At 73.6% G+C, this 24,917-nt stretch carries 15 protein-coding genes; 8 read left to right on the top strand and 7 right to left on the bottom strand.

The window, feature by feature from the left end:
• Positions 1-35: 35 nt before the first annotated feature.
• Genes CRV15_RS01235 through CRV15_RS01220 form a run of 4 tightly spaced genes read right to left on the bottom strand, consistent with a single transcriptional unit; the run spans position 36 to position 9,884 of the window.
• Positions 36-3,110, bottom strand: a complete 3,075-nt coding sequence (locus CRV15_RS01235) for a pPIWI_RE module domain-containing protein (RefSeq protein ID WP_003956326.1) — start codon at positions 3,108-3,110, stop codon at positions 36-38.
• Between the two features lie 60 nt (positions 3,111-3,170).
• Positions 3,171-6,932, bottom strand: a complete 3,762-nt coding sequence (locus tag CRV15_RS01230) for a pPIWI_RE_Z domain-containing protein (protein WP_003962666.1) — start codon at positions 6,930-6,932, stop codon at positions 3,171-3,173.
• Entirely contained in the window at positions 6,925-8,097 is a 1,173-nt protein-coding gene (locus CRV15_RS01225) for a pPIWI_RE_Y domain-containing protein (RefSeq protein ID WP_003956328.1), read from the bottom strand. Before CRV15_RS01225 ends, CRV15_RS01230 begins: the two co-directional genes overlap by 8 nt.
• Positions 8,094-9,884, bottom strand: coding sequence for a PD-(D/E)XK nuclease family protein (locus CRV15_RS01220; protein WP_003956329.1), 1,791 nt, complete (start codon positions 9,882-9,884; stop codon positions 8,094-8,096). The genes CRV15_RS01225 and CRV15_RS01220 overlap by 4 nt, the downstream gene beginning before the upstream one ends.
• Positions 9,885-10,103: 219 nt before the next feature.
• On the opposite strand from CRV15_RS01220, the gene CRV15_RS01215 reads away from it, so the two are divergent.
• Entirely contained in the window at positions 10,104-11,621 is a 1,518-nt protein-coding gene (locus tag CRV15_RS01215) for a serine/threonine-protein kinase (RefSeq protein WP_003956330.1), read from the top strand.
• Between the two features lie 22 nt (positions 11,622-11,643).
• On the opposite strand, the gene CRV15_RS01210 is transcribed toward CRV15_RS01215, so the two are convergent.
• Positions 11,644-13,644: an N-6 DNA methylase gene (locus tag CRV15_RS01210; protein WP_003956331.1), complete on the bottom strand. Its 2,001-nt coding sequence runs from the start codon at positions 13,642-13,644 to the stop codon at positions 11,644-11,646.
• 181 nt (positions 13,645-13,825) lie between these two features.
• Here CRV15_RS01210 and CRV15_RS01205 point away from each other — a divergent pair, with 181 nt between their 5' ends.
• The 4 genes from CRV15_RS01205 (at position 13,826) to CRV15_RS01190 (ending at position 18,798) form a co-directional block, all read left to right on the top strand.
• Positions 13,826-14,788, top strand: a complete 963-nt coding sequence (locus CRV15_RS01205; protein ID WP_003956332.1) for a D-2-hydroxyacid dehydrogenase family protein — start codon at positions 13,826-13,828, stop codon at positions 14,786-14,788.
• A 291-nt stretch (positions 14,789-15,079) separates the two neighbouring features.
• Positions 15,080-16,936: an HAD-IIIC family phosphatase gene (locus CRV15_RS01200; protein ID WP_003956333.1), complete on the top strand. Its 1,857-nt coding sequence runs from the start codon at positions 15,080-15,082 to the stop codon at positions 16,934-16,936.
• On the top strand, positions 16,936-18,375 hold the full coding sequence (locus CRV15_RS37330; protein WP_003962668.1) for an FkbM family methyltransferase: 1,440 nt from the start codon (positions 16,936-16,938) through the stop codon (positions 18,373-18,375). Before CRV15_RS01200 ends, CRV15_RS37330 begins: the two co-directional genes overlap by 1 nt.
• A 39-nt stretch (positions 18,376-18,414) precedes the next feature.
• Complete coding sequence (locus CRV15_RS01190; RefSeq protein ID WP_003956335.1) at positions 18,415-18,798, top strand: cupin domain-containing protein; 384 nt, start codon at positions 18,415-18,417, stop codon at positions 18,796-18,798.
• On the opposite strand, the gene CRV15_RS01185 is transcribed toward CRV15_RS01190, so the two are convergent.
• The gene (locus tag CRV15_RS01185) at positions 18,770-19,531 is read right to left on the bottom strand and encodes a thioesterase II family protein (RefSeq protein ID WP_230864193.1); all 762 of its coding nucleotides are present in this window, start codon (positions 19,529-19,531) and stop codon (positions 18,770-18,772) included. The two genes, CRV15_RS01190 and CRV15_RS01185, sit on opposite strands and share 29 nt — an antisense overlap.
• 266 nt (positions 19,532-19,797) lie before the next feature.
• Here CRV15_RS01185 and mmsB point away from each other — a divergent pair, with 266 nt between their 5' ends.
• Positions 19,798-20,709 (top strand): 3-hydroxyisobutyrate dehydrogenase, encoded by a 912-nt coding sequence (gene mmsB, locus CRV15_RS01180; protein ID WP_003962670.1) that lies wholly within the window; start codon positions 19,798-19,800, stop codon positions 20,707-20,709.
• A 25-nt stretch (positions 20,710-20,734) separates the two neighbouring features.
• On the opposite strand, the gene CRV15_RS01175 is transcribed toward mmsB, so the two are convergent.
• Entirely contained in the window at positions 20,735-20,989 is a 255-nt protein-coding gene (locus CRV15_RS01175; protein ID WP_009998115.1) for a DUF6086 family protein, read from the bottom strand.
• Between the two features lie 555 nt (positions 20,990-21,544).
• Between CRV15_RS01175 and CRV15_RS01170 the strand changes: the two genes are divergently transcribed.
• Both CRV15_RS01170 and CRV15_RS01165 read left to right on the top strand, forming a co-directional pair.
• Positions 21,545-23,389 (top strand): transketolase, encoded by a 1,845-nt coding sequence (locus CRV15_RS01170; protein ID WP_003962672.1) that lies wholly within the window; start codon positions 21,545-21,547, stop codon positions 23,387-23,389.
• Positions 23,390-23,634: 245 nt separating this feature from the next.
• Entirely contained in the window at positions 23,635-24,837 is a 1,203-nt protein-coding gene (locus CRV15_RS01165; RefSeq protein WP_003956341.1) for a cytochrome P450, read from the top strand.
• Positions 24,838-24,917 lie beyond the last annotated feature (80 nt).

Genomic DNA, 24,917 nt, shown 5'->3' with positions numbered 1-24,917 from the left:
GGGGCCGGAGCTGCCCGGCCCCGGCCCCGGCCATGTCAAGCGCTCCCGGTGCTGTCGGCGGTGTCCGGCCCGGACCGGGGCGGCAGAGGCAGAACGTACTCCTCGGCCCTCTCCGCGAGATGGAGGGGGAGCGGCTTGGCGAGCGCGTCCTGGTAGTCCGCCGCCTGCCGCAGCTGGTGCGCGAGCAGAGCGTAGGCGGCGGGCTCGTCGCCGTCCTCACGATGGCACCCGAGCACAGTGATCTCGGACAGATGAGGATTCCAGGCGGGCACCCCGGTGTCGAGGGTCAGCTCGCCCTTCCGCGGCCCCTGGGAGAGGGGGCGCGGAGCGAGCTTGTCCGCCTGGACGGCGCTCCCCGTGAACTGCGAAGCCTTCTCCGTGGTGCTGTAGAAGACCCGTGCGTCACCGTCCTCGGGGACCGCCACCGGGTCGGGACCCCACAGACCGGCCCCGAGCCCGTTGACCCCGTTGGGGTTCTCGATCCCCCACCACGAAGGGGTCTCCCGCGCGTCGCCGCCCTCGTCACGGATGCGTACCAGCCGCAGATCGGGGTCGAGCCCCGAGGCCGGGGCCTGACCGGACCTGAGCAGATCACGGCGGACCCGGCCGTCCTGGAGCCAGGTCCACAGCGAACGCAGATTCTGGGCATGGGCGAACAGCACCGTCGGAGCGGAGCACAGCGTCGGGAGCACGTGCTGGAGAAAGCCCTCCACCGCTCTGCGCTGCTCCTCGCGGAGCCAGGCCCCGCGGGGTCCGCCGCCGTTCTCCCTCGGCCCTGGGGCGTCCGTACCGCTGTCCGGGGCGTGGACGTCGGCCTCCGCCGCGGCGGCTTCCTCCCCGGGCCCCGTCCCCCCGGGCCCCGTCTCCCGCCCGGCCCCGGGGACGGACCGGGCGAGCTCCCGCAGACAGTCCAGCGCCGCGCTGCGGGTGAGCCGGGCCAGCATGGCCGGATAGGGCACCCAGTCGGCCTTCTCCAGGTCCCAGCCGTGCACCCGCGCCCGTCCGCTGCCGTCTCCCTCGGGAGTCATGAGCAGCGCCACCGGCAGCGGATGGGTCAGACCGGTACGGGTCGGTCCGTCACGGCGGCGCTTCACCGCCCAGACGGCGGCGTACCGCAGTCCCGGCGGCAGCCGCTCGCCGAGCGAATGCTCGGGCAACACCCGCACTCCGAGCTGCCGGAACCCGTCGAGCCAGCCCATGCGGGCACGGTGCGCCGCGTCCTTCTCGGTGTTGTACGCCGCGCCGCTCTTCTCACGGCCCTTGCGGGGGACCCGCACGAACTGGGTCACCACCCCGGCGTCCGCGCCGCCGAGTCGCAGGGCGTACTTGGGGTCGGCGTGCTCCGGAGTGAAGACGCCCTGGTCGACCTCGACGAGGGCGAGAGACGGACGGTCCGGCAGGGCCCCGTCGTCCGCGAGCCACCGTGCGACGGCGCGCCTGCGGTCGAGGACGCCGTTGACGAAGGATTCCGCCGCGGTACGGCCGCTGTCCAGGGTGAGACCGTCCCCCAGCCCTCCCGACGGGAGACAGCGCAGCCGGACCGTCAGTTCCGGTGTCTGCCACTCCAGGACGGTGGCGTTGCCCGGGACGGCGGTGTCGTATCCGGCCTCGGCGTCGCGGTCGGCGGTGACGGCCGGCGGTTCGGAGCCGGAGCGGTCGGCGGCGCCCGGGGCCCCACCGCCCCCCTTGAGGCCGAGCAGGACGGTCAGCGCGTCGACGGCCTCCTGCCGCATCCGGGCAGTCGTCCACACCAGCCGCGCCGTGAACACCGGAGGCCCCGCGCTGTCCGCCGGGTCGTCCCCGTAGCCCTCATCGGCCAGGAAGCGCAGTGCGGAGGCGAGCGCGAGCCGCCGCTCCTCCACCACGCGTGCCTCACCGGGGCTCTTCGGCTTGGGCCGGGGGTTGAGCGGAAGGTGATCGCCGATGGTGCTCCGGTCCAGCGCGGGCAGGGGGCGGAGCTGCGGCGGGAGCGCCTGGCACGCCCAGGCGAAGAGCTGGGAGCGCTGATGGGACATGAAGCCGCGTTCCACCCCGTGGGTCCCCATGGCGGCACGGTGCACGACAGCGGCGCGCACCCCCGCTCCCTCACCCAGATACGCGAGCGGGTCGGTGAGCAGCTCCTCCGGCGTGGGCAGCGGCGACTGCTGGTTCAGCGCGAGCGGCCGGAGCAGTCCGGCGGGGTCGTTCTCGTGCCAGACGTGGGTGCCCCTGCTCCTGGACCACTCCAGCCGGGCGACCGTGTGGCGGCCGGTGTGCGGGGCACCCGGGAGCCAGGGCACGGGGCAGCGGAGATAGACGGAGGTGCGCTGCCCGGGCGGAAGGTACAGCCTGCCCGTCTTCCGCGACGGATGGGTCACCCAGCGCCGTACCCCGAAGGAGAGATGGACCCGGGGCAGCGGGTCGAAGGGAACGGTGTGCAGCGCCAGCCGGATCACCACCGACCACCACCACACCTTTCCCTTGTCCTCGTGCCGCAGGGGCTGTGACATCAGTTCCGCCCCCCGGTCGGCACGGCCCCGGGGCACGGCGTGGAAGTGCAGCGGCCCCGTGCCCGATTCGTACGGCGGCAGTTGCTCGATCTGCCGCGCGAGCCAGTCCGTGGTCAGCCGGTACTGGTACGGCCGGGGGAGGGCGGTGCCCCCCTCGCCGACGGGACAGCCGAGCAGGTCGACCTCTGTCCGGTGCCAGACGGGCGGGTCCTTCCGCAGCTCCCGCAAGGTGTCGGCGACCCGTTGCGGGGCGGGTGCCCTCGGGAGGGTCGCCGTCCACAGATGGAGCATGCCCGCCAGGGCCGCGGGCGGCAGGGGGTCGGGAATGTCCTGGGGGACGAGGAACCAGTAGTCGTGCTCCAGTCCGGTGGGCTCCTTGCCGGTGGGCCGGGGCAGCGTGCAGAGCTCCGGGCAGAGAGCGTCGAGGGAGCCCTCCAGCCGCCAGGTGGGGACGGTACGCCACGGGGTCGCCCCGTCGGCGAGTCCGGCGTTCACCAGGTCGAGCAGGGCCCCGTGCCAGCGCTCGGGCCGTTCCATGGCACGGTAACGGACCGTCAGCGGGCCCGCCTCCGGCACGGGACGGACGGCGGAGCGTTCTATGCGGGCGTACTGGAAACCCATGGCGTCTCCTCGGGACGGGTCCGCACGGCCGGTGGTTTCGGCCGTGGGCGGGTACGGGGGTCAGGGGCGGGGCGGCGGATCGGTCCGGATCGAGGCCAGGGCCTCGTACAGGGGCTCGTACAAGGTGCGCACCAGCTCCGCCTCGGTGCCGGTGCGCTCGGTGAAGTACGGCTCCAGCACCAGGCGCAGCCGTGGCAGCAACCCTGGTTCACCCGGTTTGCGCCGGGCTCGCCGGGGCGCGGGCTCGTTCTGCCCGGTGGCGGACCGGTTCTGCCGAGCGGTGCGTTCGGCCTGCTCGTCGGCGAGGGCGGGAGCGAAGGCCGCGTCGACGAAGACCACGCGTGCGGGCACCCCGCCCCGGACCAGACGACCGATCACCTGCCACAGGGTCACCAACTGGTCCCAGGCGAAGGAGACCTTCTCGTGCTCCTCCAGCCGGGAGTAGACATAGCGGCGGGAGACCAGGCGGCGCCACTCGGCCCGGGCCCTGCGCCGGAACTCCTGCCCGGCCTCGTCCAGCCCTGCGGCTTCCGCCACGAGCCGGGTGAAGGTGCCGCCGTGGACATCGGGGCGGTCCCGGACGAAGCGGCAGGCCCAGTCGTTGATCGCGTACACCGACAGATACAGGTCGTCCGCGCGGGGGTGCGGGCGGGCCAGGAAGAACACGGTTCCGAAGGCGGCCTTGCCCGCCCTGTTCAGGATGTTGTGACCGCGCTCCACCGCCAGCAGGGGGGCCACCAGCAACTGTGCCTCCGGGTCCTGCGCGAAGGAGGCGAGATCACCGCGGCGCACGGAGGTGACCGTGGTGCCGTCCTCGGCAGCCGCCGGGGGTGGCTCGTCCAGCTCGGCGTCGTCGGCGGTCAGCACCCGCACCCGGCCGCGCCACCGCTTCATGGCGTGGAGCTGCTCGGCCACCGCCGCCGCGTCCCGGTAGCTGCCGACCAGCAGCAGCGCCCGGTTCCGCTGCGGGTCGGTGATCTGCTTCAGTTCTTCCTCCAGCGGGCTGACCAGCCCGGGTCTGCCGCTGTCCGCGAGCCTCCGGACCATCTGGGCCAGTGCCGCGGGCCGGTCCTCCAGCCGCTTGCCGGAGAGGCTGAGCGCCTTCCCGGAGCTTTCCGGTTCGTAGAGGAAGCCGGTCCGGAAGACCGTCCGCCGGATGGCGGCCTGGGCCTCCTTGTTCGGTTTGAGGATCGCGCCGACCGGGGCGAGCACATGGGCCCGGGTGGAGGTTCCGGCCCAGCTGGTGCCGGACATCAGCAGAACGCGCGGTCCGTCCGGGCGCGGCGGTCCACCGCCGTTGCCGAGCCGGGGGAGCCCCAGCAGGAGTTCGCGTCCGATGCCCGCGCAGCGGAAGAACCGCAGCGTCCCGCTGAGCGGTTCGTCCTTGTCGGGGGCATGGTCGAACGTGTCCACGAGGTACTGGAAGCCCAGCACATTGCCCATGGGCGACTCGGGGATGAGGGGCGCGTAGTCCAGCGGGGGCTTGCGGGAGAGCTCGTTTCCCGTGGCGTCCAGGTGCAGTGCCGCCTCGACCTGGGGCCACAGCCGGGTCAGCCGGTCCAGCCGGCGCTCCAGCGCGTAGAGGAGCAGCGTGAACGACAGCCTGCGCGCCGCACGCCGGTGCCACTCCGCCGAGCCCGGGAGGTCGGCGGGCTTCGGCGGGTCGGCGGGGGCACGGGGCCGCGGGGGCGGGACCCGCCCGTCGAGACAGGGCGACCCCTGGAGCAGCCGGTCCAGCAGCTCCAGGACCCGCTCGTGCACCTGCTTGTCGTTCAGACCGTGCAGCAGGTCGTTCACACACTCCAGCAGCAGCCGGGCATCGCCCCCGTAGCTGCCGTCGTTCCCCAGCGGGTCGTCCCGTACCCGGTCGAGGAGGGACCGCACCTCGTCGCGCCGCTCCGCCCAGGGCTCCTCGCCGGGCAGGAAACGCGGGAACGCCTCGTCGTCCTCCCCGTCGTCCGCCGGAGCGTCGTCCTCGTACAGCAGCCGCTCGTCGGGGGTGCCGTCCGGATCGTCGGCGGCCCGCGCGGTCGGAAACCACTCGGACAGCAGTTTCTCCTGGAGGGTCCAGGTGTTGAAGTAGTCGATGTCCACCCAGGCGCGCAGGCCGGGGTCCGCGATCAGAAGGGCGTAGATCCGGTTGGTGGTGTCGACGACGGTGCTCAGGGCGGCGTCCCAGCCCGCGATGTCGCGATCGGTGAGCTGAAGCCTCCCCTGCTGGGCCAGTTCGTCGATCTTCTTCGTCTGGACCTGGTCCAGCCAGGAGTCCGACAGGCCCTGGGTGACCAGGGTCGCCGACGGGGCGAAGATCCGGTCGAAGGTCATCTGGACCTGGTCCGCCTCGTCCACGACGACGATGTCGGAGCGCAGACAGGCGAGTTCGAGCTGCCGCAGCCGCTCCGTGTTGAGATGGGCGGACACGGAGGTCGAGACCAGACTCCAGGGGTTGGCGATCCAGATCTCGGCCTCCACCTGCTCCCGGGCGGCGCCGTGCCGGGGACAGGCGCTCCACAGCGGGCAGCCGTGTGCCTCCCTCCGGAGCGCGCTTTCGGGCCGCTGTCCCTCCGCGGCAGTGGCACGGCGCTCGTTCCGGGCCTTCCTGCGGTACGAGGGAGGGGCGTCCTCCTGCGGTCCGGTCCTCCCGTCGGCCCCGCCTGCACCGTGCCCGTCGCCCTGCTCGGCCTCCGGGCCCAGGGGATGGAGCCCGGAGCACGGTCCCTCCGCGTAGCGCAGGGGTTCCGCCGACCCGTCGCGGAGGGCGTCCACGACACACACGGTGCTCAGGTCGTCGAAGCCGGTGGCGTCGTGCCGCAGGAGGTGGTGTTCCCCCTGGGAGGCGAGCCTGCGGTGCAGCCGCTGCACATGCGTCTCCCGGGTGGTCGGACCGAGCACCGGTACGGCCCGCAGCCCGAGGGACCGGAAGGTGTCGAGCAGCCGGAGCTGTTCCGCGACATCACCGACCACCAGAGTGGTCCTGAGGGCCTGTGAACCCTCCGGCTCCCCCCGGGTGGCGGCCCAGACCGCGATGAGGATCATCAGGGTGGACTTGCCCGCGCCCACCATGCCGACCAGATGGAGCAGACTGTCCAGCCGCAGATCGGCCCCCTCGCGGAAACCGTCCTTGTCGCGGACGGCCAGCTCCAGGTTGTCCCACCGTTCCAGCCAGTTCCCGTCGATGCGTTCGTCCATCCAGCGGGCGGTGGCGGCGAGCTGCTCCCGGGGAATGGTCAGGGGGCCCCGATACCGTCCCGTGGCGTCGGTCAGGGCATGACCGGGGGCCCGCTCTCCGATCAGCTCGGCGGGGATGGTCACCGTTGTCGCGCTGCCGCGGTCGACGAGAACGCTGCGCCCGGCCGGGGCGAGTGTCAGCCTGTGCACCGAGAAGCCGGGAATCTCCTCCAGCGCGGCGTCGTATTTCTCGAAGCGCCACGGCGCGACGGCCGGTACGACCTGTCGGAAGGCACCGGTCCCCTCCTCGATCCGGTAGCCCCGCAGCCGCTTCGGCAGCTGTCGGTAGATCTCCAGATACTGCTCCCACACCCGGTGGCGGCGCAGCCTCCACAGCCGGTGCCGGGCCGCCGCGAGCATGGTCTCCTCCCGCGGCCCGATCGTGATCCCGCCCGCACGGGCGAAGGGATAGCCGCCGAGCAGCACCCAGGCGTCACGGGCCGGGCGCCGGGGGTCGAGCCGTTGCAGCAGCCGCAGGGCGAGCTCGATCTGGGCCAGTTGGACGGGTTTGACATGGGGCTGGTCGATCAGCACCTCGTCCCAGCCGATGAGGTTGCGGGTGATGTCCTTGTGCCAGGTGTCGTGGTCACGCATCGGCGGTGCCCTCTCCGCTGTCGTCCGCCCCCTCCGGGAGCCCGTTCGCCGCCCGCAGACGCAGTTCGGCGCGGCGCAGCACCTCGTCCTCCGGCAGCAGGGTCAGTCCGCCGGCCCCGGGGGGCCGGTGGCGATGGAAGACCGCGAGATAGTCCGGCCGGGCCGTGACGCGGTATCCGGGCACCACCCAGAACGCCTCGTCGTACGGTGGGTCCGCGCGGACCGTGGCGGCGGTGCGGCCCAGGAGACCGGGGTGTGCCCAGTCCTTGATGTCGAGGGCCCAGACATGGCCGTCGGGGAAACCGACCCACATCGGGTACGCGTCGGTGAGGGGCCACATCCTCACGGTGGCCCCCAGCCGGGTGAGTCCCGCCTCCAGATCCAGCGCGGTCCGGCCGGGCCGGCTGACGAACTGCCGCAGCGGACGGTCGAGCTGGACGAGACCGTTGCACTGCTCCGGCCCGATGATCCGGCCGATCTCCGGCTCCGGGCCCAGGCTGCGGCAGGAGTCGCGTTCGCACCACCAGTCGGCCTCGCCCACCGGCGTCAGCAGCATGCCGCAGTGCAGGCACTCGGCGCAGCCCCGGCCCGGTCGCACAAGACCGGGGGGCACCTCCTGATAGATGCTGCCGAGCAGTTCCCGCACATCCGTCAGGAGCGGATCGGTGATCACGGAGAACCACTCGGTGTGGGTGAGCACCGGTTGCCTGACCAGGAGCCTGCGGAAGGCGGCGTAGGGCTCGGGCCCGTGCTGCCGACAGGTGCGCAGCGCCCAGCGCACGACATCCCGGTGGTGCAGCCGGGCCGGGGTGTCGCCGGGCTGCACCCACCACTCGCGGGTCAGCTCCGTGGGCAGCCCGGACTCCTCGTCCAGGAACCGGTCCTCGGGGGCGACCGCATCGGCTGGCAGGTCCACCGGCCAGTCCGTCAGCGGGCGGTTGCGGCACCATTCGAGCAGCTCGGGAATGGAGCGCGGAGGTTCGGCGCGCCGCCGCAGACAGGCGAGCGCCGTGTGGTCCAAAGCCCGCTGGGCGTCGGAGGGGTAGGGGAGCCGGAAGGAGTCGAGACCGGTGACATCCTCCAGGGCGACGACGGCACCGGCCAGCATCCGGAGCAGGGCCACGCCCTGACAGGTCTCCCAGTCGTCGGGGTCCTCCATGGTCATGGGCGCGCCTCCTGGGAAGCCTGCGGGGTCGCGGCGGTCTCCGCCGCCAGGTGGGCGCGTCCCTCACGGCACCAGTCGAGGGCCTCGCAGCCGTGGCAGTGTCGTGTCGGGGCCGTCCGGTACACCGTGTCCCGCGACCACGGTTCGGCCATCGCGCGGACGACCGCCAGAGCTTCGGTGTACACCTCGGGCTGCCAGGGGTCGATTTCCAGCCGATTACTTGTCTCCGTGCGGAGAAGCTCCAGCTCGATGCGGGAGCGGCGCCGATCGCCGTCGGCCAGTTCTCCGGTGCGCATGAGCAGAACGGCCAGCGCGAGCTGGGGTTCGGCCTTCAGCACCGAGCCGCCCTCGTACAGCCGTCCTCCCCGGGTCTTCGTCTCCCGCCAGACCCATCCACCGCGACGGGTGTGGAGCAGATCCGGCCGCGCGATGAGGACGATGTCGAGCAGGGGATCGTAGGCGGTGACCTGCGGCTGCACCCGGACCCTCTCCTCGGGGCCGAGCCGGTCCAGCGGGCAGAGGGTCGCGTGCTGCTCCACCATGGCCCCGGCCGCGCGGGCGGCGTCCTCCGGGAGCCCTGCCCAGACCGCGGCGTCGGGTGCGGGAAGACCGCGGCAGCCGCGCGGCCGCCGGAGTTCGTGCCGGATGTTGAGGAGTGAGTCCACCGCCCGTCCGCGGCGGATGGCCTCGTTCTCCGGCCGGAGGGAACGCAGCTTGAGTTCCCTGGTCAGATGGTATTTGGCCGGGCAGTCGGCGTAGGCCCGCAGATCGCTGGCGGACAGGCTGCGCCGTTTGCGGACGGGACCGGAGCGCGGCAGACCGATCAGACCCGCGGGTACCGGTGCCGCCTTTTGCTGGTCGTTCCCTCCGTGCGCCGTCCCGCTTGCGGGGCCGGGCAGCGCGGAGCAGCGGCCCGCTCCCGGGCACTCGGCGCAGCTACGGCCCGGCCGGCGCTCGGCCCCGTCGACCACCCGCCCCAGCACGGGGGCCGTGTCCCGGTCGAACGCGCGCCGGGCTTCCGCGGGGGTGCAGTCCATCGTTATTTCGGCCCCACCGTCACCACAGCCGAAGTCGACGACGCGTATCCGCTCCGGCTCGGGCATCGCCTCGAACGGAACGACCGGGGTGTAGGGCTCGGTGCGACCACGTGCCCGGTCATAGCCGGAACGGCAGGGCTCCCCGAACGCCGTGACGAGGGCGGCGGCCCCCACCTCGGAAACGGGTCGATCTTTTTTCGCCGTTCCGAAGGAGAGCAGCCATAACTCACGTACCGAGCCGTCGGCGGAGGCGTACCGTCGCCCCCAGGCAGTGCGCTCGTAGATCCATGCCCCGCGTGCGTCGCATCCGGCGTGCCGGGGCAGCGGATTGCGCACCACCCACTCCTCTGCCACCGGTCGCATGGGGGGCTGGTGCGCGCCACGTGTGCGCTGCCGTGCCTCCCAGCGGTCCAGATAACGGGTGAGGGCCTGCGCCGTCCACTCGATCAGGCCGTCGTGCGCGGGGCGGCCCTTCCCGAAGGCCCCCCGGGTGCGGCGCAGTTGGGCCACGGCCTCCTGGGCAGTGCACCCGTCGAACTCGATGCGGTCGAGCGCGGTCATCAGGGGCTTGAGCGCGAAGGTGAGGAAGGGCTCGTAGGACGGCATCGAGTACGCCGCGGTCAACCAGGGCCGGGCCCTGACCGCCAGATGGGCCGGACAGTCGTCGGGGTCCTCCCGGGTGAGGGGAAGGCCGGTGCGGATCAGGCTCAGCTCATCCGAAGTGGCCAGAGTGCGAGGCCAATTGGACATGGGTGGGCAGACCCCCTCGGACCGGGACGGACGGCGGTGTCCTGTGCCGAGCCAGAAAATCATGCGCCTGTGTACAGAGTCAACGAAGGAAGTGTTTCTGAGACAGCGCTGTCTGTAGAGTGGTGAAGCCGCACGGGTGGAACCGGTGTTCGCGGATCGCCGGTCCCGTGTGCGGAAGGGACGTGTCGGAGGAGCGGGAAAGGCGCGGAACGCAAAGTCATGACAGAACAGTTGGTGCTGGACGGGCGTTACCGCCTGGAGCATTTCTTCAAGGGCGGGTTCGGCCTGCTGTGGAAGGCATACGACACGGACGAAGGCCGGTGGGTCGCCGTCAAAGTCCTCCGTGAGTCGGCGGAGTTGGTCGAGAGGCACGACACGGCGGACGAGAAGAGCCTCGAAGCCGAGTTGATCGCTCGCTTCCGGCGTGAGTGCGACATTTTGCGAGGCATCAAGCATCCCGCCATCCCCGCCTGGGTGAACCAGGGCTTCCACGAGGGGCGGCCCTATCTGGTCATGGAGTGGGTCGAGGGGGTGACGCTCCGCGACCTTCTGGAGAGGTACGGCGCGCTCAAGCCGTCCGTGGTGGCCTCTGTCGTGGTGCAGGTGGCGGACGCGCTCGCCTGCGCACACCGCCATGGCTTCATCCACCGTGATCTCAACCCGAAGAATGTGATGATCACCAAGGAGGGTGTCGTCCATCTGATCGATTTCGGCATCGCCCTCCCGATGGACCCGCGAGCGACCCGCTACACCGGGTACGGCATGCTGAGCCCCAACACCCCCGGTTACACCTCACCCGAGCAGCACCGGGGCGGCTTCGTCCGCCCCGCGTCCGACATCTATTCCCTCGGCTGTGTCGCGTTCGAACTGCACACGGGGCTCTGGCCGTTCCACGCCGACGCGGAAGGGGATCTGGCGTACCACCACATGTCCGACAGGCCGGCCCCTCCCGTCGCCCTGCATGCCCCTGCGCTCCCGGCGGAGCTGGCGCTCGCCGTGGACCGGATGCTGATCAAGCCCATCGAGGGCAGGCTCAGCGGGGCTGAGGACGTCCTGGCGGCGTACCGCCCCTTCCTGCCCGCCGAGGGCGACCCCGAGCCGAGCCCCCGGATGACCCACGATCCGACTCTTCCCTTCCGGGTGCCCGGTCGTGCGGCCGCCGTGCGCCCCGTGCGGCAGCGCGAGCCGATGCGGTCCCGTGCGGTCCGCCGCAACGGCCCCCGGCTCCAGACGGCCGATGCCGAGGCCGCGCTCCGGGCCGCCCGGAGGGAGCTGACGGAGGGTCAGGGCCCTGGTCCGCATTGCAGGGCGCTGGAGCGGATGCGGCAGGACGCGGTGCGGGCGTGGGGCGTCCGGAAGGAACTCACCGCGCAGATCCTGCTGACCTGCGCGGACGCAAGGCTCTGCGGGGCGGAGTCCTCGGCCGACACGGACCGCGCGTTCGCGCTCTACCAGGAGCTGGTCACCGACCTCGACGAGCATGCAGCGCCCGGTATCCGGGAGGTTTTCCTCAGTGCCCGGGTCGGGGCGGCCCACTGCAGATGGGGCCTGGGCGCCGGGCCGGACGCCGCGTTCGACGGCTGGGCGGCGGTCGCCGCGGAGACGGCGGGCCTCGCGGAACCCCCGGCGGACACCGTACGCCGCTGCCATGAGCTGGGGGAGGTGTTCATCGAGGCCCGTGTCCGCGTCGCGCGGGCACGGGCCCTTCTCGCCCGGCTCCCCGGCGCCGACGGCTGAGATCGGCGGGGAAGGCTGCCGGCTAGAGCAGCCTTCCCCCCGCGAGGACGTCGCTCAGGGCGGAGGACAGCTCCTTGCCCAGCTCCCCCGCCCGTCCGAGCATCCGCTCAAGCTCGATGATCCGGCGGAACGCCTCCCCGTACCGCCGCTGCTCGTCCAGGGGCAGCCGGGGCACCTTGAGCCGGCGCACATCCACCCGTGACGCGTGGGTGGAGTGGGAACCCGCCTGCCGGGTGTTGCCCGGGGAGCGCAGACAGCCGGCGAGGAACCAGGGATCGAGCAGGTCCCGATCCGGCCGCAGGGCCAGAATCTGCGGGACGAGCACCATGGGCGCGGCCTCCTCCACCCAGGCGTCGAACAGCTGCGAGGTCCCGGCCACCACGACATCATGGGGAGCCGTGAGCGTGAGGTGTTCCCCGAACGCCGTGACCTGGTGCGGGCCGAGCCAGCCCGTGGGCTCCGTGCCGTGCAGCAGATCGGCGACCGTGAGCACGGGAACGGCCCCCCGGGGCCGCGGGCCGTGGTGCACCGCCTCCCGGGGGAGTGTCTGTCCCCCGTGCAGATGCAGCGCCTCCGCCCGCAGCAGTTCGTCGACGCTGGTCATGGAGGGCTGAGGCCCGTCGTCCGTCAACTGCCGCAGTGGAGCCAGCGCCGTCGAGATCTCCTCCAGCCGGCCGAGGACCGAGGTGAACTCCCCCCAGGAGCGCCGGGCCCGCCGGGCCGCCGACCCGCTGTCGGCGGGCACATGCCGGGCCGGAGTGAGGTCCACCTGCTCGTCGAGGAGGCCGACGACCGGTACGACGGTGCTCCGGACCGCCGTGCGGGCGGGGGTCGCGCCCGCCTCATATGCCTGGACCAGCCCGGGGACGGAGCGGAGCAGGGCGTCCCAGTCCACCGGCGGGCGGGGGTCGCGTCCCGTGCGTTCGCCGTCCTCCGCGTCGACGAGCAGCAGAGTCGTCGGCGGCGGGGCGTCCTCCGCCGGTTTCCGCAGGAGCCACAGATGCAGTCCGACGCTGTGCGGAGGGGCCGATCCCACCGGCAGCGCGATCAGGGCGCGCAGGGCGCCCGTGCGCAGGAGCCCCGCCCTGATCCTGCGTCCGGCACGTCTCTTGGCGACCCCCGGCGGAAGCAGCAGCACGGCGGTTCCGCCGTCGGCCAGCCGGGACAGCGCGTGCTGCACCCAGGCCAGCTCCGGTTCCGTACGCGGTGGATGGGCGAAGACCCAGCGGGGGTCGGTGGCGAGTTCCTCGTGTCCCCAGTCCCGGGTGTTGTACGGCGGGTTGCACAGCACCACGTCGGCACGTTCCTCCGGCCAGACGTCCGACCGGAGGGTGTCGCCCGTACGGATCTGGGTGCGGACCGATCGCGGCAGGCCCGCCGTCGCGACCCGCCCGCGCGCGAGCCGGGTCAGCACCGGGCTGATATCCGCGCCCAGCAGATCCAGCCTCCGCCGGGAGGACCAGTGGTGCCCGGCGGTCAGCAGCAGTCCGCCCGTCCCGCAGGCGGGGTCCAGCACGGTACGGGGTCGGTCGCCGGACGGAGCCGCCAGGGCGACCATCAGCTCGGCGAGCTGCCCGGGGGTCGTGGTGACCTGCCGTACATGCGCCCCCAACCAGCGCTCCAGCAGAAACTCATACGTGGGACCCACCCCGCGGGTCCGGGCGACGGCCAGCGCCTCCCGCACGGCGGCCCGCTGGGCGTCCCCGAGGCCGTCAGGTGCTCCGTCCGCCGAAGCGGCCCCGGCCACGGCGGCGATGGCCTCGCCGGCCGCGGTCCGGCCGTCGAGCGCGTCGAACTGGGGCCAGAGCCATCGGAGAAGATCTTCCTCGCGCCGCAGTTTGCCTTCGGCGCGCAGCCACGACTCCACCTCGGCCAGGTCGAATTGGGGGCTGGTGTCCGTTCCCCCGGCCGGTTCCGGGAACGTGTGGTAACGCCGCCGCCAGTTGCTCACGGCCGCTCGCCCCACACCTGCCAGACGGGCGATCTCTGCCAGGGTCACGGTGACGGGCGGGGGGGAGGGCATGACGTGCTCCGATTACTGGCAGGTGGGACCGCGATAACGTACAACCTGCTGAAGTCGAACACCATGATCTTATGCCGTTCTTGCTTGACTCAGTACACACCATGAGCCGCTGCCCGTGGAAGCGTTACGAAGCCCCGCGACGGAGCCGCCCCGGGCGGGGGAGACGAGGGAGAGCCGTGTCATGACCGTCCACCGCTGTGCCGTACTCGACGACTTCCAGTCCGTGGCGACCACCGCCGCCGACTGGTCACCGCTGGCCGGGCGGGTCGAGGTGGTGTCCTTCCCGGAGCACTTCGGGAGCGAGGACGAACTGGCCGCCGCGCTCGCCGATGCCGACATCGTGGTCACCCTGCGCGAGCGGGTGGCCTTTCCGGCCTCGCTGTTCGCGCGGCTGCCCCGGCTGCGGCTGCTGGTCGCCTCCGGGATGCGAAACTCGGTGATCGACTTCGCGGCGGCCCGGCGCCATGGGGTCGTCGTGTGCGGCACCGCCAGTTCGTCCACGCCGCCCGTGGAGCTGACCTGGGCGCTGCTGCTGGGGCTGGCCCGCGGGATCGTGACCGAGGCGAACGCGCTGCGGGAGGGCGGGCCGTGGCAGTCCACGGTCGGTGCCGATCTGCACGGGAGCAGGCTCGGGCTGCTCGGTCTGGGGAAGGTCGGGAGCCGGGTCGCCCGGGTCGGTCTGGCCTTCGGGATGGAGGTGGTGGCCTGGAGCGGCAACCTCACCCGGGAGCGTGCCGAGGAGGTCGGGGCGGTGCGCGCGGACTCGCTGGAGGAGCTGCTCGGCTCCAGTGACTTCGTCTCGGTCCACCTGGTGCTCGGCGAGCGGACCCGGGGGCTGATCGGCGCCCGGGAGCTGGCGCTGATGCGGCCGACCGCCCATCTGGTCAACACCTCGCGGTCGGCGATCGTCGACCAGGACGCCCTGCTGGCCGCCGTGCGGGACGGCACGATCGCGGGGGCGGCAGTCGACGTGTTCGACAGCGAACCGCTTCCCGCCGGCCATCCGATGCGGACCGCTCCGGGCCTGCTGGCGACCCCGCACCTCGGCTATGTCTCACGTGCCAACTACGCGACCTACTACGGGCAGGCGGTCGAGAACATCCGGGCGTTCCTGGCGGGGGACCCGGTGCGGCGGCTGGACTGAGCGCGGCGGACGTCGCAGGGAACGCCCCGGGTGCGCGCCCTGCCGAGGACCGGCGCAGGGGCGCCGCCGCCGTGCGGGGCGCGGCGGCCCGGGCCCCTGCCACGGCAGCGGCGCCGGGGCACCCCCGGATTCCGCCCCGGGCCGTCCAGCGGGCCGCCGGCCGCCCGGTTCGTCCAGCGGGCCGCCGGTGGCGGGGGCGGGTCCACGGGCCTGCCGACGGCACGACCCCGGCTCACCAATTCGGCGAAGGTTCCGCTGAACGGGGCCCCCTGATCACTCGTACTTCGGGGTATGACCCGTGACCTCATCACTGTGGCCGCGACCTTCACCGCTGACCCCCTGCTCCCGTTGCTGCGGGACGCACTGGAACACATCGAGGCGCCCCATCACGTCGAGTCCGCGCCCTACGGCCAACTCGTCGAGCAACTGCTCTCCCCGTCCAGCCGTTTCGCACGCAACACCCGAGGAGTCAACGCCGGGCTGATCCGCGTCGCGGACTGGGCAGGAGCCCCGGACCGGGTGGACGCCTTCGTCGGGGCGGCGCGGGAGTTCGCCGCCGCGCGCGGCACACCGACGCTGTTCGTCGTCTGCCCCGACCCCCCGGCGGCCGGGGCGGTACGGCCCACCGCCGTGTCCGTGTCCGGCGGGGAGCGGCCACCTCCCCCCGCGCCGGAGGAGGGACCGGGCACCGGGACCGGCTCCGCCGTCGCCCGGCTGTCCGCCGGGCTGCGGGACGTCCCCGGGGTGGCCCTGGTCGACGCAGCGGAGTGGTTCGCCGCCTACGGGTGCCGTGACATCCACGACCCCGAAGCCGCCGACATCGCCCATATCCCTTACACCGAGGAGGCGTTCGCCGTCCTGGCGGTGGGTGTCGCCCGCGTGGCGCGGACCACCTGTGAACGCCCGCGCAAGGTGATCGCCGTCGACTGCGACGAGACCCTGTGGGGCGGGGCGTGCGGCGACCGCGCACCGGCCGACCTGGACCTGGGCGGCCACTTCCGGGAGGTGCGGCGGTTTCTCGCACGCAAGCACGAGGAGGGCTTCGTCCTCGTGCTGACGAGCCGGAACGACCCCGAGAGCGTCGAGCGGGTGTTCGCGGAGCGCGCCGCCGATCTCGTCCTGACCCGTGAGCACTTCGCCGCCGCCCGGGTCAACTGGAAGCCCAAGTCGCGGAACATCCTCTCCCTGGCCGAGGAGTTGCGCCTCGGCGTGGACTCCTTCGTCCTCGTCGACGACGACCCGTATGTGTGCGCCGAGGTCGGCGAGGCCCTGCCCGAGGTGGCCGTGGTCCATGTCGGCACCGACAGCGACCCGCCGCAGGTCCTGCGGCACTGCTGGGAACTGGACCGCTTCTTCGCCACGGCCGAGGACCGCACCCGCAACGACGGCTACCGGGCCGACGCCCTGCGCCGGGAGGCGGCGGCCGGGGCCGGTGACACCGCCTCCCTCAACGAACGGCTGGGCACCGCGGTCACGGTCGGGCGCGCCACCCCCGCGGACCTGCCGCGCATCACCCAGCTCCTCGCCCGGACCAACCAGTTCACCTCGGCGACGGCGACCGCCGCCGACCTGCCCGGACTGCTCGAACGACCGGACACCACCGCCTGGACGGCCCGGCTGCGGGACCGGTTCGGCGACTACGGCGTCATCGCGGCGGCCGTCGCCACCCCCGGACCGGGGGACGACGATCCCGGGTCCGGCACGGGGACCACCCCCGGCGCCGTGGACCTCCTCTGCTTCGCGATGAGCTGCCGCGCCCTGGACCGGGGCGTCACCGAGGCCCTGTTCCGGGCCGTCGCCGAGGACGGCCGGGCCCCCGGCCTCCAGGTGCGCTTCCGCCGTACGGGGCGCAACGGCCCCGCCCTGGACTTCCTCCGCCGGCACGGCGCGCGGCTGCCCGCCCCCGGGGCGGGATCGGCCCCCGGCACCGCAGCCCCGGGCGGCGACCTGCCGGCGGACCTGGTCTTCGCCGTACCCGTGCCCGTACCCGCGTCCGACCCCGTACCCGTAGCTGTACCTGTGTCCGATCCCGAGCCCGAGCCCGTACCCGTGGCTGTACCTGCGTCCGAGCCCGTACCCGCGCCTGCGGCGGTGCCCGTCCCCGAGCCCCGTCCGGCCCCGTCCCCCGTCGAAGGAACCCCGTCCTGATGGCCGACCGTCCCCTCTCCCTCACCCCCGAGTCCCTGGTCCGGCGCACCCGCACCAGGAGCCTCGCCACCGCCCGCGCCGCCGAACGGATACGTGACTTCCTGCGCCTCCAGAACGGGGTCACCGCCGCCCAGGCGGCCCCCGCGCCCGGCGGCGACCGCGTCAGGGCCACCGTGTGGGTCGAGGACACCCCGTACGGCCTGCCGCGCCGCGCCCTCCCGGACGGCACCCCGTTCCATGAGCTGAACGGCTACGAGACCGACTATCTGTACCAGGAGATCTTCGAGGACCGCGTCTACGCCCCGGCCGGGCTGCGGCTGCCGCCCCGGCCGCTGATCCTCGACATCGGTGCCAACACCGGACTCTGCTCGCTCTATCTGACCCGGGCCCACCCGGGAGCGACGGTCTACGCCTTCGAGCCGTCCCCGGACGCCTTCACCGCGCTCGCCGCCAATGTCTCCGCGCTCGGCCTGCCGGTGGTGACCCTGCCCTGGGCGGTGGGCGGCGGCAGCGGTTCCGCCACGATGACCGTGTACCCGGGCGCTACCGTCTACTCCGGTCTGTATGCCGACGGCGCGGATGATCACGCCGCGATGGCCGCGGCCATCGACACCGCCGTGGACGCGGGGACCGGGGCCGGTGCCCAGGTCGCCGGTGAGCTGGCCCGTGACCGGATGCGGGGCGCCCGGACCGCCCGGGTCACGGTGATCGGGCTGCGCGATGTGCTGGCCCGGCTCGGCGGCGCCGATGTGGACCTGCTCAAGCTGGACGCCGAGGGAGCCGAGGCGGACATCCTCGGCCCGCTGGAGGCGCGGGACTGGCGGCGCGTGCGGCGGATCATCATGGAGGTGCACCGCGAGGCCGATGTGCCGGACCTCGTCGCCCTGCTGACGGGGGCCGGTTACGACTGCACCGTGGAGACGGTGTCCGCGCTGCGCGACACCGGCTACCACAATGTCCTCGCCGTCCGGCGGGAACCCGAGGGGCCCGAGGAATCCGGGGCGGCGGAGCCGGCGGGGTCCGGAACGGCGGGGGAGGGTTCCGGGGCCCCGCCCCTGGTGTCCCTGCCGCCCACCGGCCCCCACGACCGGCTGGTCCAGGCGCTGGACGGATTCCTGGGCGCCGGGGACCCGCCGGTGGACCTGGAGGTACGGCGCGGAACCCCGGCCGGTGCCGCCCGCGCCCCCGGCACACCCCCGCCCGGCGCCGACCCCGATGTCCTCGCCGCCGTCCTCGCGGTCTGCGCCGAGGTCCTGGGGGTGCCGCTGGCCGCCGGTGACGACTTCTTCGCCGCCGGAGGCACCTCGCTGACCGCCGTACGGGCGCTCGCCCGCATCCGGGAACGGGTCGGCGGCGAGCTGGGCCTCGCGGACCTGATGGAGGACCCGACCCCCGTGGGCCTCGCCGCCCGCATCGGCACCGCGTCCCCCCACCACTGACCGGCGACCGCCGGAAGACAGGAAGGAACCACCCACGCCATGATCGTCAACAATCCCACCGAGTACGGTGCGGCCCTGGAGCCGCTGCCGGAGAAGTACACCAGGGTCTTCTCGGGCGAGGCCCAGCTGACCGACCTGTTCCCCTCCGAGGAGGAGCACACCTCCAGCGTGCTGCTGGTCCGCTTCGAGGCGGGGTCCCGCAACCACTGGCACTGGCACACCGGGGGCCAGCTCCTCTACATCACCGAGGGCGAGGGCTACGTCCAGGTGCGCGGCGAGGAACCCACCGTGGTGCGGGCCGGTGACATCGTCGCCTGCCCGCCCGGCGAACAGCACTGGCACGGCGCCACCGAGAACAGCGCGATGACCCATCTCGCCGTCACCCTCGGCGAGATCATCTGGCTGGAACCGTCCGGCGGATGACGCCGTCCAGCACCGCGGCCAGCTCCGGCAGACACTCCTCCACGAGGAAGTGACCGCCGTGCAGCGTCTCCCGCCGGTACCCGCCCCGGGTCAGCCAGGCCCACCCGGAGACCGTTCGGGGCGGCGCCTCCGGGTCGCGGTCCCCGGCGACCGCGGTGACCGGGCAGTCCAGCGGCGGGCCGGGCTCGGGAGCCCAGCGTTCGGCCGCCCGCAGGTCGGCCCGGAGCACCGGGAGCGCCAGTGCCCTGATGTCGGGGTCGGCGAACGGCTCACGGGCGGCTCCGAGCCGGACCATCCCGGCCACCAGTTCCTCGTCGGACCGGGTGTGCCACGGTCCCGCGGGCCTCGGTGCGCCGGGCGGGCAGCAGCCGGAGACGGCCAGATGCGCGGGCCGCACCGCGCGGGCCACCGCGTACGCCAGCAGGGCGCCCATGCTGTGGCCGTACAGCACGACGGGGCCGGGCTCGGCCGCCACGACCGCCGCCAGGGAGTCCGCGAGAGCGGTGAGGGAGGACTCCAGCGGTTCGCGTACCCGCCGCCCCCGCCCCGGGAGTTGGGCGACGAGCACCCGTACACCCGGCGCGGCGCCCGCGAGGGCCCGTCCCAGCGGCAGGAACGCCGTCGGGGCGGCCCCGGCGTACGGGCAGCACACCAGCGTCACCCGGCCCACGGCGCTCGGGCCGGGACCGCCGTCGGCCAGGGGCATCAGCCAGGAGTCGGGGGAAGCAGCCACACGGCCGACTCTAACCCGCCCCGCTGGGGCAACGGGCCCGGCTCCAGCGGTCCTTGGGGAATTCCGCGCGTTCGGCGCACCCCGTGCCCGCCGCGCACCCCGTGCCCGCCGCGCACCCCGTGCCCGCCGCGCCCGCCGGGCCCGCCGTGCCGCCCCGGTCGGCCGGGGCGGCGGAACCAGCGACACCAATCGAATCAGTGGCACCAGCAGCACTAGCCGCACCAGCAGCACCAGCACTGTGGGCCTCACCGATCGACCCGTACCGCATGGAGGAAAGAAAGATGCCGGACACCACCGTCGCGTTCATCGGCCTGGGAACCATGGGCCGCCCGATGGCCGAGCGGCTGCTCGCCGCGGGCCACCGCCTCACCGTCCACGACCGCCTGACCGGGGCCACCGCCGCGCTCGCCGCCGCCGGGGCGGCGACGGCCCCGTCCGCCCGGGAGGCGGCATCCGGCGCGGCCGTGGTGATCACCATGCTGCCGAACGGTCCGCACGTCCGCGAGGCGCTCACCGGTCCCGACGGAGCGCTCGCGGCCATGCGGCCGGGCGCCGTCCTCGTCGACATGAGCACCATCGACCCGTCGACCAGCAAGGAGATGGCCGCGCTGGCCGAGCGTCACGGTGTGCGGATGCTCGACGCGCCCGTCAGCGGCTCCAGCGCCGGAGCCGTCGAGGGCACCCTCACGGTGATGGTGGGCGGCGACCCCGGCACGCTCGACGAACTCCGGCCGCTCCTCGGGGAACTGGGCCGCACCGTCGTGCACTGCGGGCCGAACGGCGCGGGCGTCTCGGTGAAGCTCGCCAACCAGATCATCGCCGGTGCCTCGATGGCGGCGGTCGCCGAGAGCTATGCCCTGGCCCAGCGCCTCGGCGTGGACCCCCGGCTGCTCTTCGACGTGGTCTCGGCCAGCTCGGGCGACTGCTGGGCCCTGCGGACCCGTCCGCCGGTCCCGGGCGTCCTGCCGACCAGCCCCGCCGACGACGGCTTCCGCCCCGGCTTCAAGGGCGCCCTGATGTGCAAGGACCTGGATCTCGCCCTGGCCACCGCCGCCGACTGGTCGGTGGATCTGCCGGTGACCATGCACGCCCGTGACCTGTACGCCCGGATGAGCGAGGAGGGGCTGGGGGAGCGGGACTTCTCGGCGGTCTTCGCGCTGCTGTCGAAGCAGGGGTGAGCCCCGGACCGCCGCGCCCCGCGGCTCAGCGCGGCAGGGAGCGGCTCAGCTCCCGCGCCCTGAGCCGGAGGGCGGTGGTCCGCTCCCCGCCGCCGGAGGGGCCCGCGGCCTGTCCCGGGCCCGCCGCGGCACCCGCCCGCTCCGCGAGCACCAGGACCGTCGCGGTGAACCCCTCCGAGGGCGCGGCCGGGATCGCGTGGCCCCTGGCGCGGTGCCGCTCCGGCAGCGCGTCGGCGAAGAGACGGAAGGCGTCGGGGACGGAAGGCGTCGGGGTCGGCACGGCACTCGTCCGCCCCATCGGCCCGGCTCACCCGTGCGCCGACGGGCGTCGCCATCGGTCCGCCGGGCTCGCGCGCGGTCCTCGCCCGGCAGGGGCACGCCCTGGCCGCCGCCCTCGCCCTGGTGCTGACCACGCTCTTCGCCCGGGGCCCGCCACCGGTCGACCGGCTGTCCTCCCTGCTGTCGACGGAGTCCGACGCCACCCGGCCGCCGGCCCCGCCGGTGGCATGCTCGCGCTCGCCGCCGCGCTCCCGGCCCTGTCCACCGCCGTCACCCACGCCATCGCCTCCCGGCAGGAGCGGGGCAGTCGCACCCACCGGGCCCGGACCGGGTTTCGACCGTGTGTGCCGGGGCACCCGGAGCGCGCCGGGAGCGGTGGCGCGGACAGCGCGCCCCGCTGCCCGGGACGCGGCTGTCCTCCCCGCTCGGGGACGGCGGCCCACGCGGGTGCGCCGACCGTCCGGGCACAGGGCGTGCCCCGTCGGCGGCGCTCGGTGACCGCCCCCGGGACGGCGCCGCCCCACGGCCCCGAAGGCCCCGACGGAGGAGCGGAACGATGCGCGACGAGGAACTGGCGGAACTGGGACAGCAGTTGCGGGTGGACGCGGTCCGCGCGGCAGCGGCGGCGGGATCGGGACATCCGACGTCCTCGATGTCGGCCGCCGACCTCGCCGCCGTCCTCCTCGCCCGCCATCTGCGCTACGACTTCGACCGGCCCGACCACCCCGGCAACGACCGGCTGATCCTCTCCAAGGGACACGCCTCCCCGCTGCTGTACGCGCTCTACCGGGCGGCGGGCGTCATCGACGACGCGGAACTGCTCACCTTCCGCCGCGACGGCAGCCCGCTGGAGGGCCACCCCACCCCGCGCCTGCCCTGGGTGGACGTGGCCACCGGCTCGCTCGGCCAGGGGCTGCCCGTCGGGGTCGGCATGGCGCTCGCGGGCAAGCGCGTCGAACAGGTCCCCTACCGGATCTGGGTGCTCTGCGGCGACAGCGAGATGGCCGAGGGCTCCGTATGGGAGGCCGCCGAGCACGCCGCGTTCGAACGGCTCGACAACCTCGTCCTGATCGTCGACGTCAACCGGCTCGGCCAGCGCGGCCCCACCCGCGAGGGCTGGGACCTCGACGCGTACGAACGGCGGCTGCGGGCCTTCGGCTGGCTCACCACCGAGGTCGACGGGCATGACATCGCGGCCGTCGACGCCGCCCTCGGGGAGGCCGCCGCCAACGCGGGGAAGCCCACGGCGGTGCTCGCCCGCACCCACAAGGGCCGGGGCGTCGCCGAGGTCGAGGACCAGGAGGGCTTCCACGGGAAACCCCTGCCCCACCCCGAGGAGGCCATCCGTGAGCTGGGCGGTATCCGGAACATCCATGTCGATGTCGCCCCGCCGCCGCCCGTCCCCGCCCGCCCCGCCCCCGGGATCCGGTCCGTCGACCCGCCCCGCTACCGCGTCGGTGACGAGGTGGCCACCCGCGACGCCTTCGGCGCGGCCCTGGCCGCCCTCGGTTCGGTACGGGCCGATGTCGTCGTCCTCGACGGCGAGGTCGGCGACTCCACCCGCGCCCAGGTGTTCGGCCGGGCCCACCCGGACCGCTACTTCGAGTGCTACATCGCCGAACAGCAGCTCGTGGCCGCGGCGGTCGGCATGCGGGCCCGCGGCCATCTGCCGTTCGCCGCGACCTTCGCCGCGTTCCTCACCCGGGCCCACGACTTCATCCGGATGGCCGCCGTCAGCGAGGCCGGGATTCAGCTCTGCGGCTCCCACTCCGGGGTCTCGATCGGCCAGGACGGCCCCTCCCAGATGGGTCTCGAAGACCTGGCGATGATGCGCACGGTCCACGGCTCCACCGTTCTCTGCCCCTGCGACGCCAACCAGACCGCCTGTCTGGTCCGGCACATGGCCCAGCTCCCCGGCATCGGCTATCTGCGCACCACCCGGGGCGCCGGGACGGTGCTCTACGGGCCCGACGAGGACTTCCCCGTCGGCGGCTCGCGGGTCCTGCGCTCCGGGGACGCCGACCGGGTCACCGTCGTCGCCGCCGGGGTCACCGTCCACGAGGCGCTGCGCGCCGCCGACGCCCTGGCCGCGGCGGGCACCGGGGTCCGGGTGATCGACCTCTACTCCGTCAAACCCGTCGACACCGCCACCCTGCAACAGGCCGCCGACGACACCGGCTGCCTGCTGACCGTGGAGGACCACCGGCCCGAGGGCGGCGTCGGGGACGCCGTCGCCGAGGTCTTCGCCGACGGCCGTCCGCAGCCGCGGCTGGTCCGTCTCGCCGTCCGCACCATGCCCGGCTCGGCCACCCCCGAGGAGCAGCTCCGGCACGCCGGGATCGACGCCGCCTCGATCACCGCCGCCGTCGAGCTGCTGGTGGGCGAGGCCGTCGCGCTCTGAACCCCGGCACCGGGCCGGGTGCGGCGACGGGCCCCTTCTCCCGCCGTGCGCCCCGGGGCCGCCCCGTTGCGCAGCACGGATGAATGAGGGGCGGCCATCCGGACCCTTCGGTGTGTGGCGGCGGGACCGTGCGGGTACGGCTGTCGCGTCCCACCCGGCCGCCCGGCGCCGCGTGCCCCGGGCGCCGCACCGCGACCACAGCACCGCGACCACCGCACCGTGAACCCGACCCGGAGAGACCCGTCATGTCCACCGGCTCCAGCGCGCACTACTGCCCCTTCGACTATGCCGAGGCCCTGGAATTCGACCCGACACTGCGGCGGTTCATGCGGGAGGAGCCCGTCGCGCGGATCCGGCTCCCCCACGGAGCGGGTGAGGCGTGGCTGGTCACCGGCTACGACGATGTGCGGACCGTGACCACCGACCGCCGGTTCAGCCGCCATGCCGTGGTCGGCCGCGACTTCCCGCGCATGACACCGGAGCCCATCGTCCAGGACGAGGCCATCAACGTCATGGACCCGCCCGCGAGCAGCAGGCTGCGCAGCCTCGTGTCCAAGGGGTTCGCCCCGGAGCAGATCGAGCGCATGCGGCCGTACATCCAGCGGGCCGTGGACGACCTGCTGGACCGGATGGCGGAGGACTCCTCCGCCGACCTCATGCGGCATCTCGCGGGCCCCCTGCCCCTCATCACCATCTGCGAGGTCCTGGAGATCCCCCCGGCCGACCAGGAGACCCTGCGCGGCCACGCCCGGACGATGATGAACATCAGCGTGGACAACAAGGCCGCCGCCGTACGGGCCAAGGCCGATCTGCGGGCCTACTTCGCGGACCTGACGGCCCGGCGGCGCGCGGACCCCGGCGAGGACCTGATCAGCGTGCTGGCCACGGCCCGCGACGGCGACGAGCTGCTGGACGACCAGGAGCTGACCGTCATGGCGATGGTCCTGCTGATCACCGGTCAGGACACCACCACCTATGAGTTGGGCAATCTCTCCTACACCCTGCTGACCAGGCCGGACGTCCGCGATCTACTGCGGGACCGGCCGGAGCGGCTGGCGCAGACGATCAACGAGCTGCTGCGCTTCATCCCGTTCCGCAAGGGCGTCGGCATCCCCCGGGTGGCCACCGAGGACGTGGAGCTGAGCGGGGTGACGATCCCCGCCGGGGACATCGTCCATGTCTCCTATCTGACCGCCAACCGCGACGGCCGCAAGTTCGACCGCCCCGACGAACTCGACTTCGACCGCACCGCCCCCTCCCATATGACCTTCGGCTGGGGAGCGCACCACTGTCTGGGCGCCCCGCTCGCACAGGCCGAGATGGAGACCGCCTTCAGGACGCTGCTGGAGCGTTTCCCCGGGATCGCGCTGGCGAAGCCCGCCGAGGACGTGGAGTGGAACACCACCTCGATCTGGCGCTATCCGCTGGCGCTGCCCGTCACCTGGTGACGGCCGGGCGGGCCCGGCGGCCCCGCCGTGCCCGCCCGGGACCGACATGCGGGGGTAACCCGCCCGGCGTACAGTGAGTG

Source organism: Streptomyces clavuligerus (genome assembly GCF_005519465.1).
Lineage (GTDB): Bacteria > Actinomycetota > Actinomycetes > Streptomycetales > Streptomycetaceae > Streptomyces > Streptomyces clavuligerus.
The sequence above is the reverse complement of the archived record's forward strand: the minus strand, read 5'-3'. Positions and strand labels throughout refer to the sequence as shown.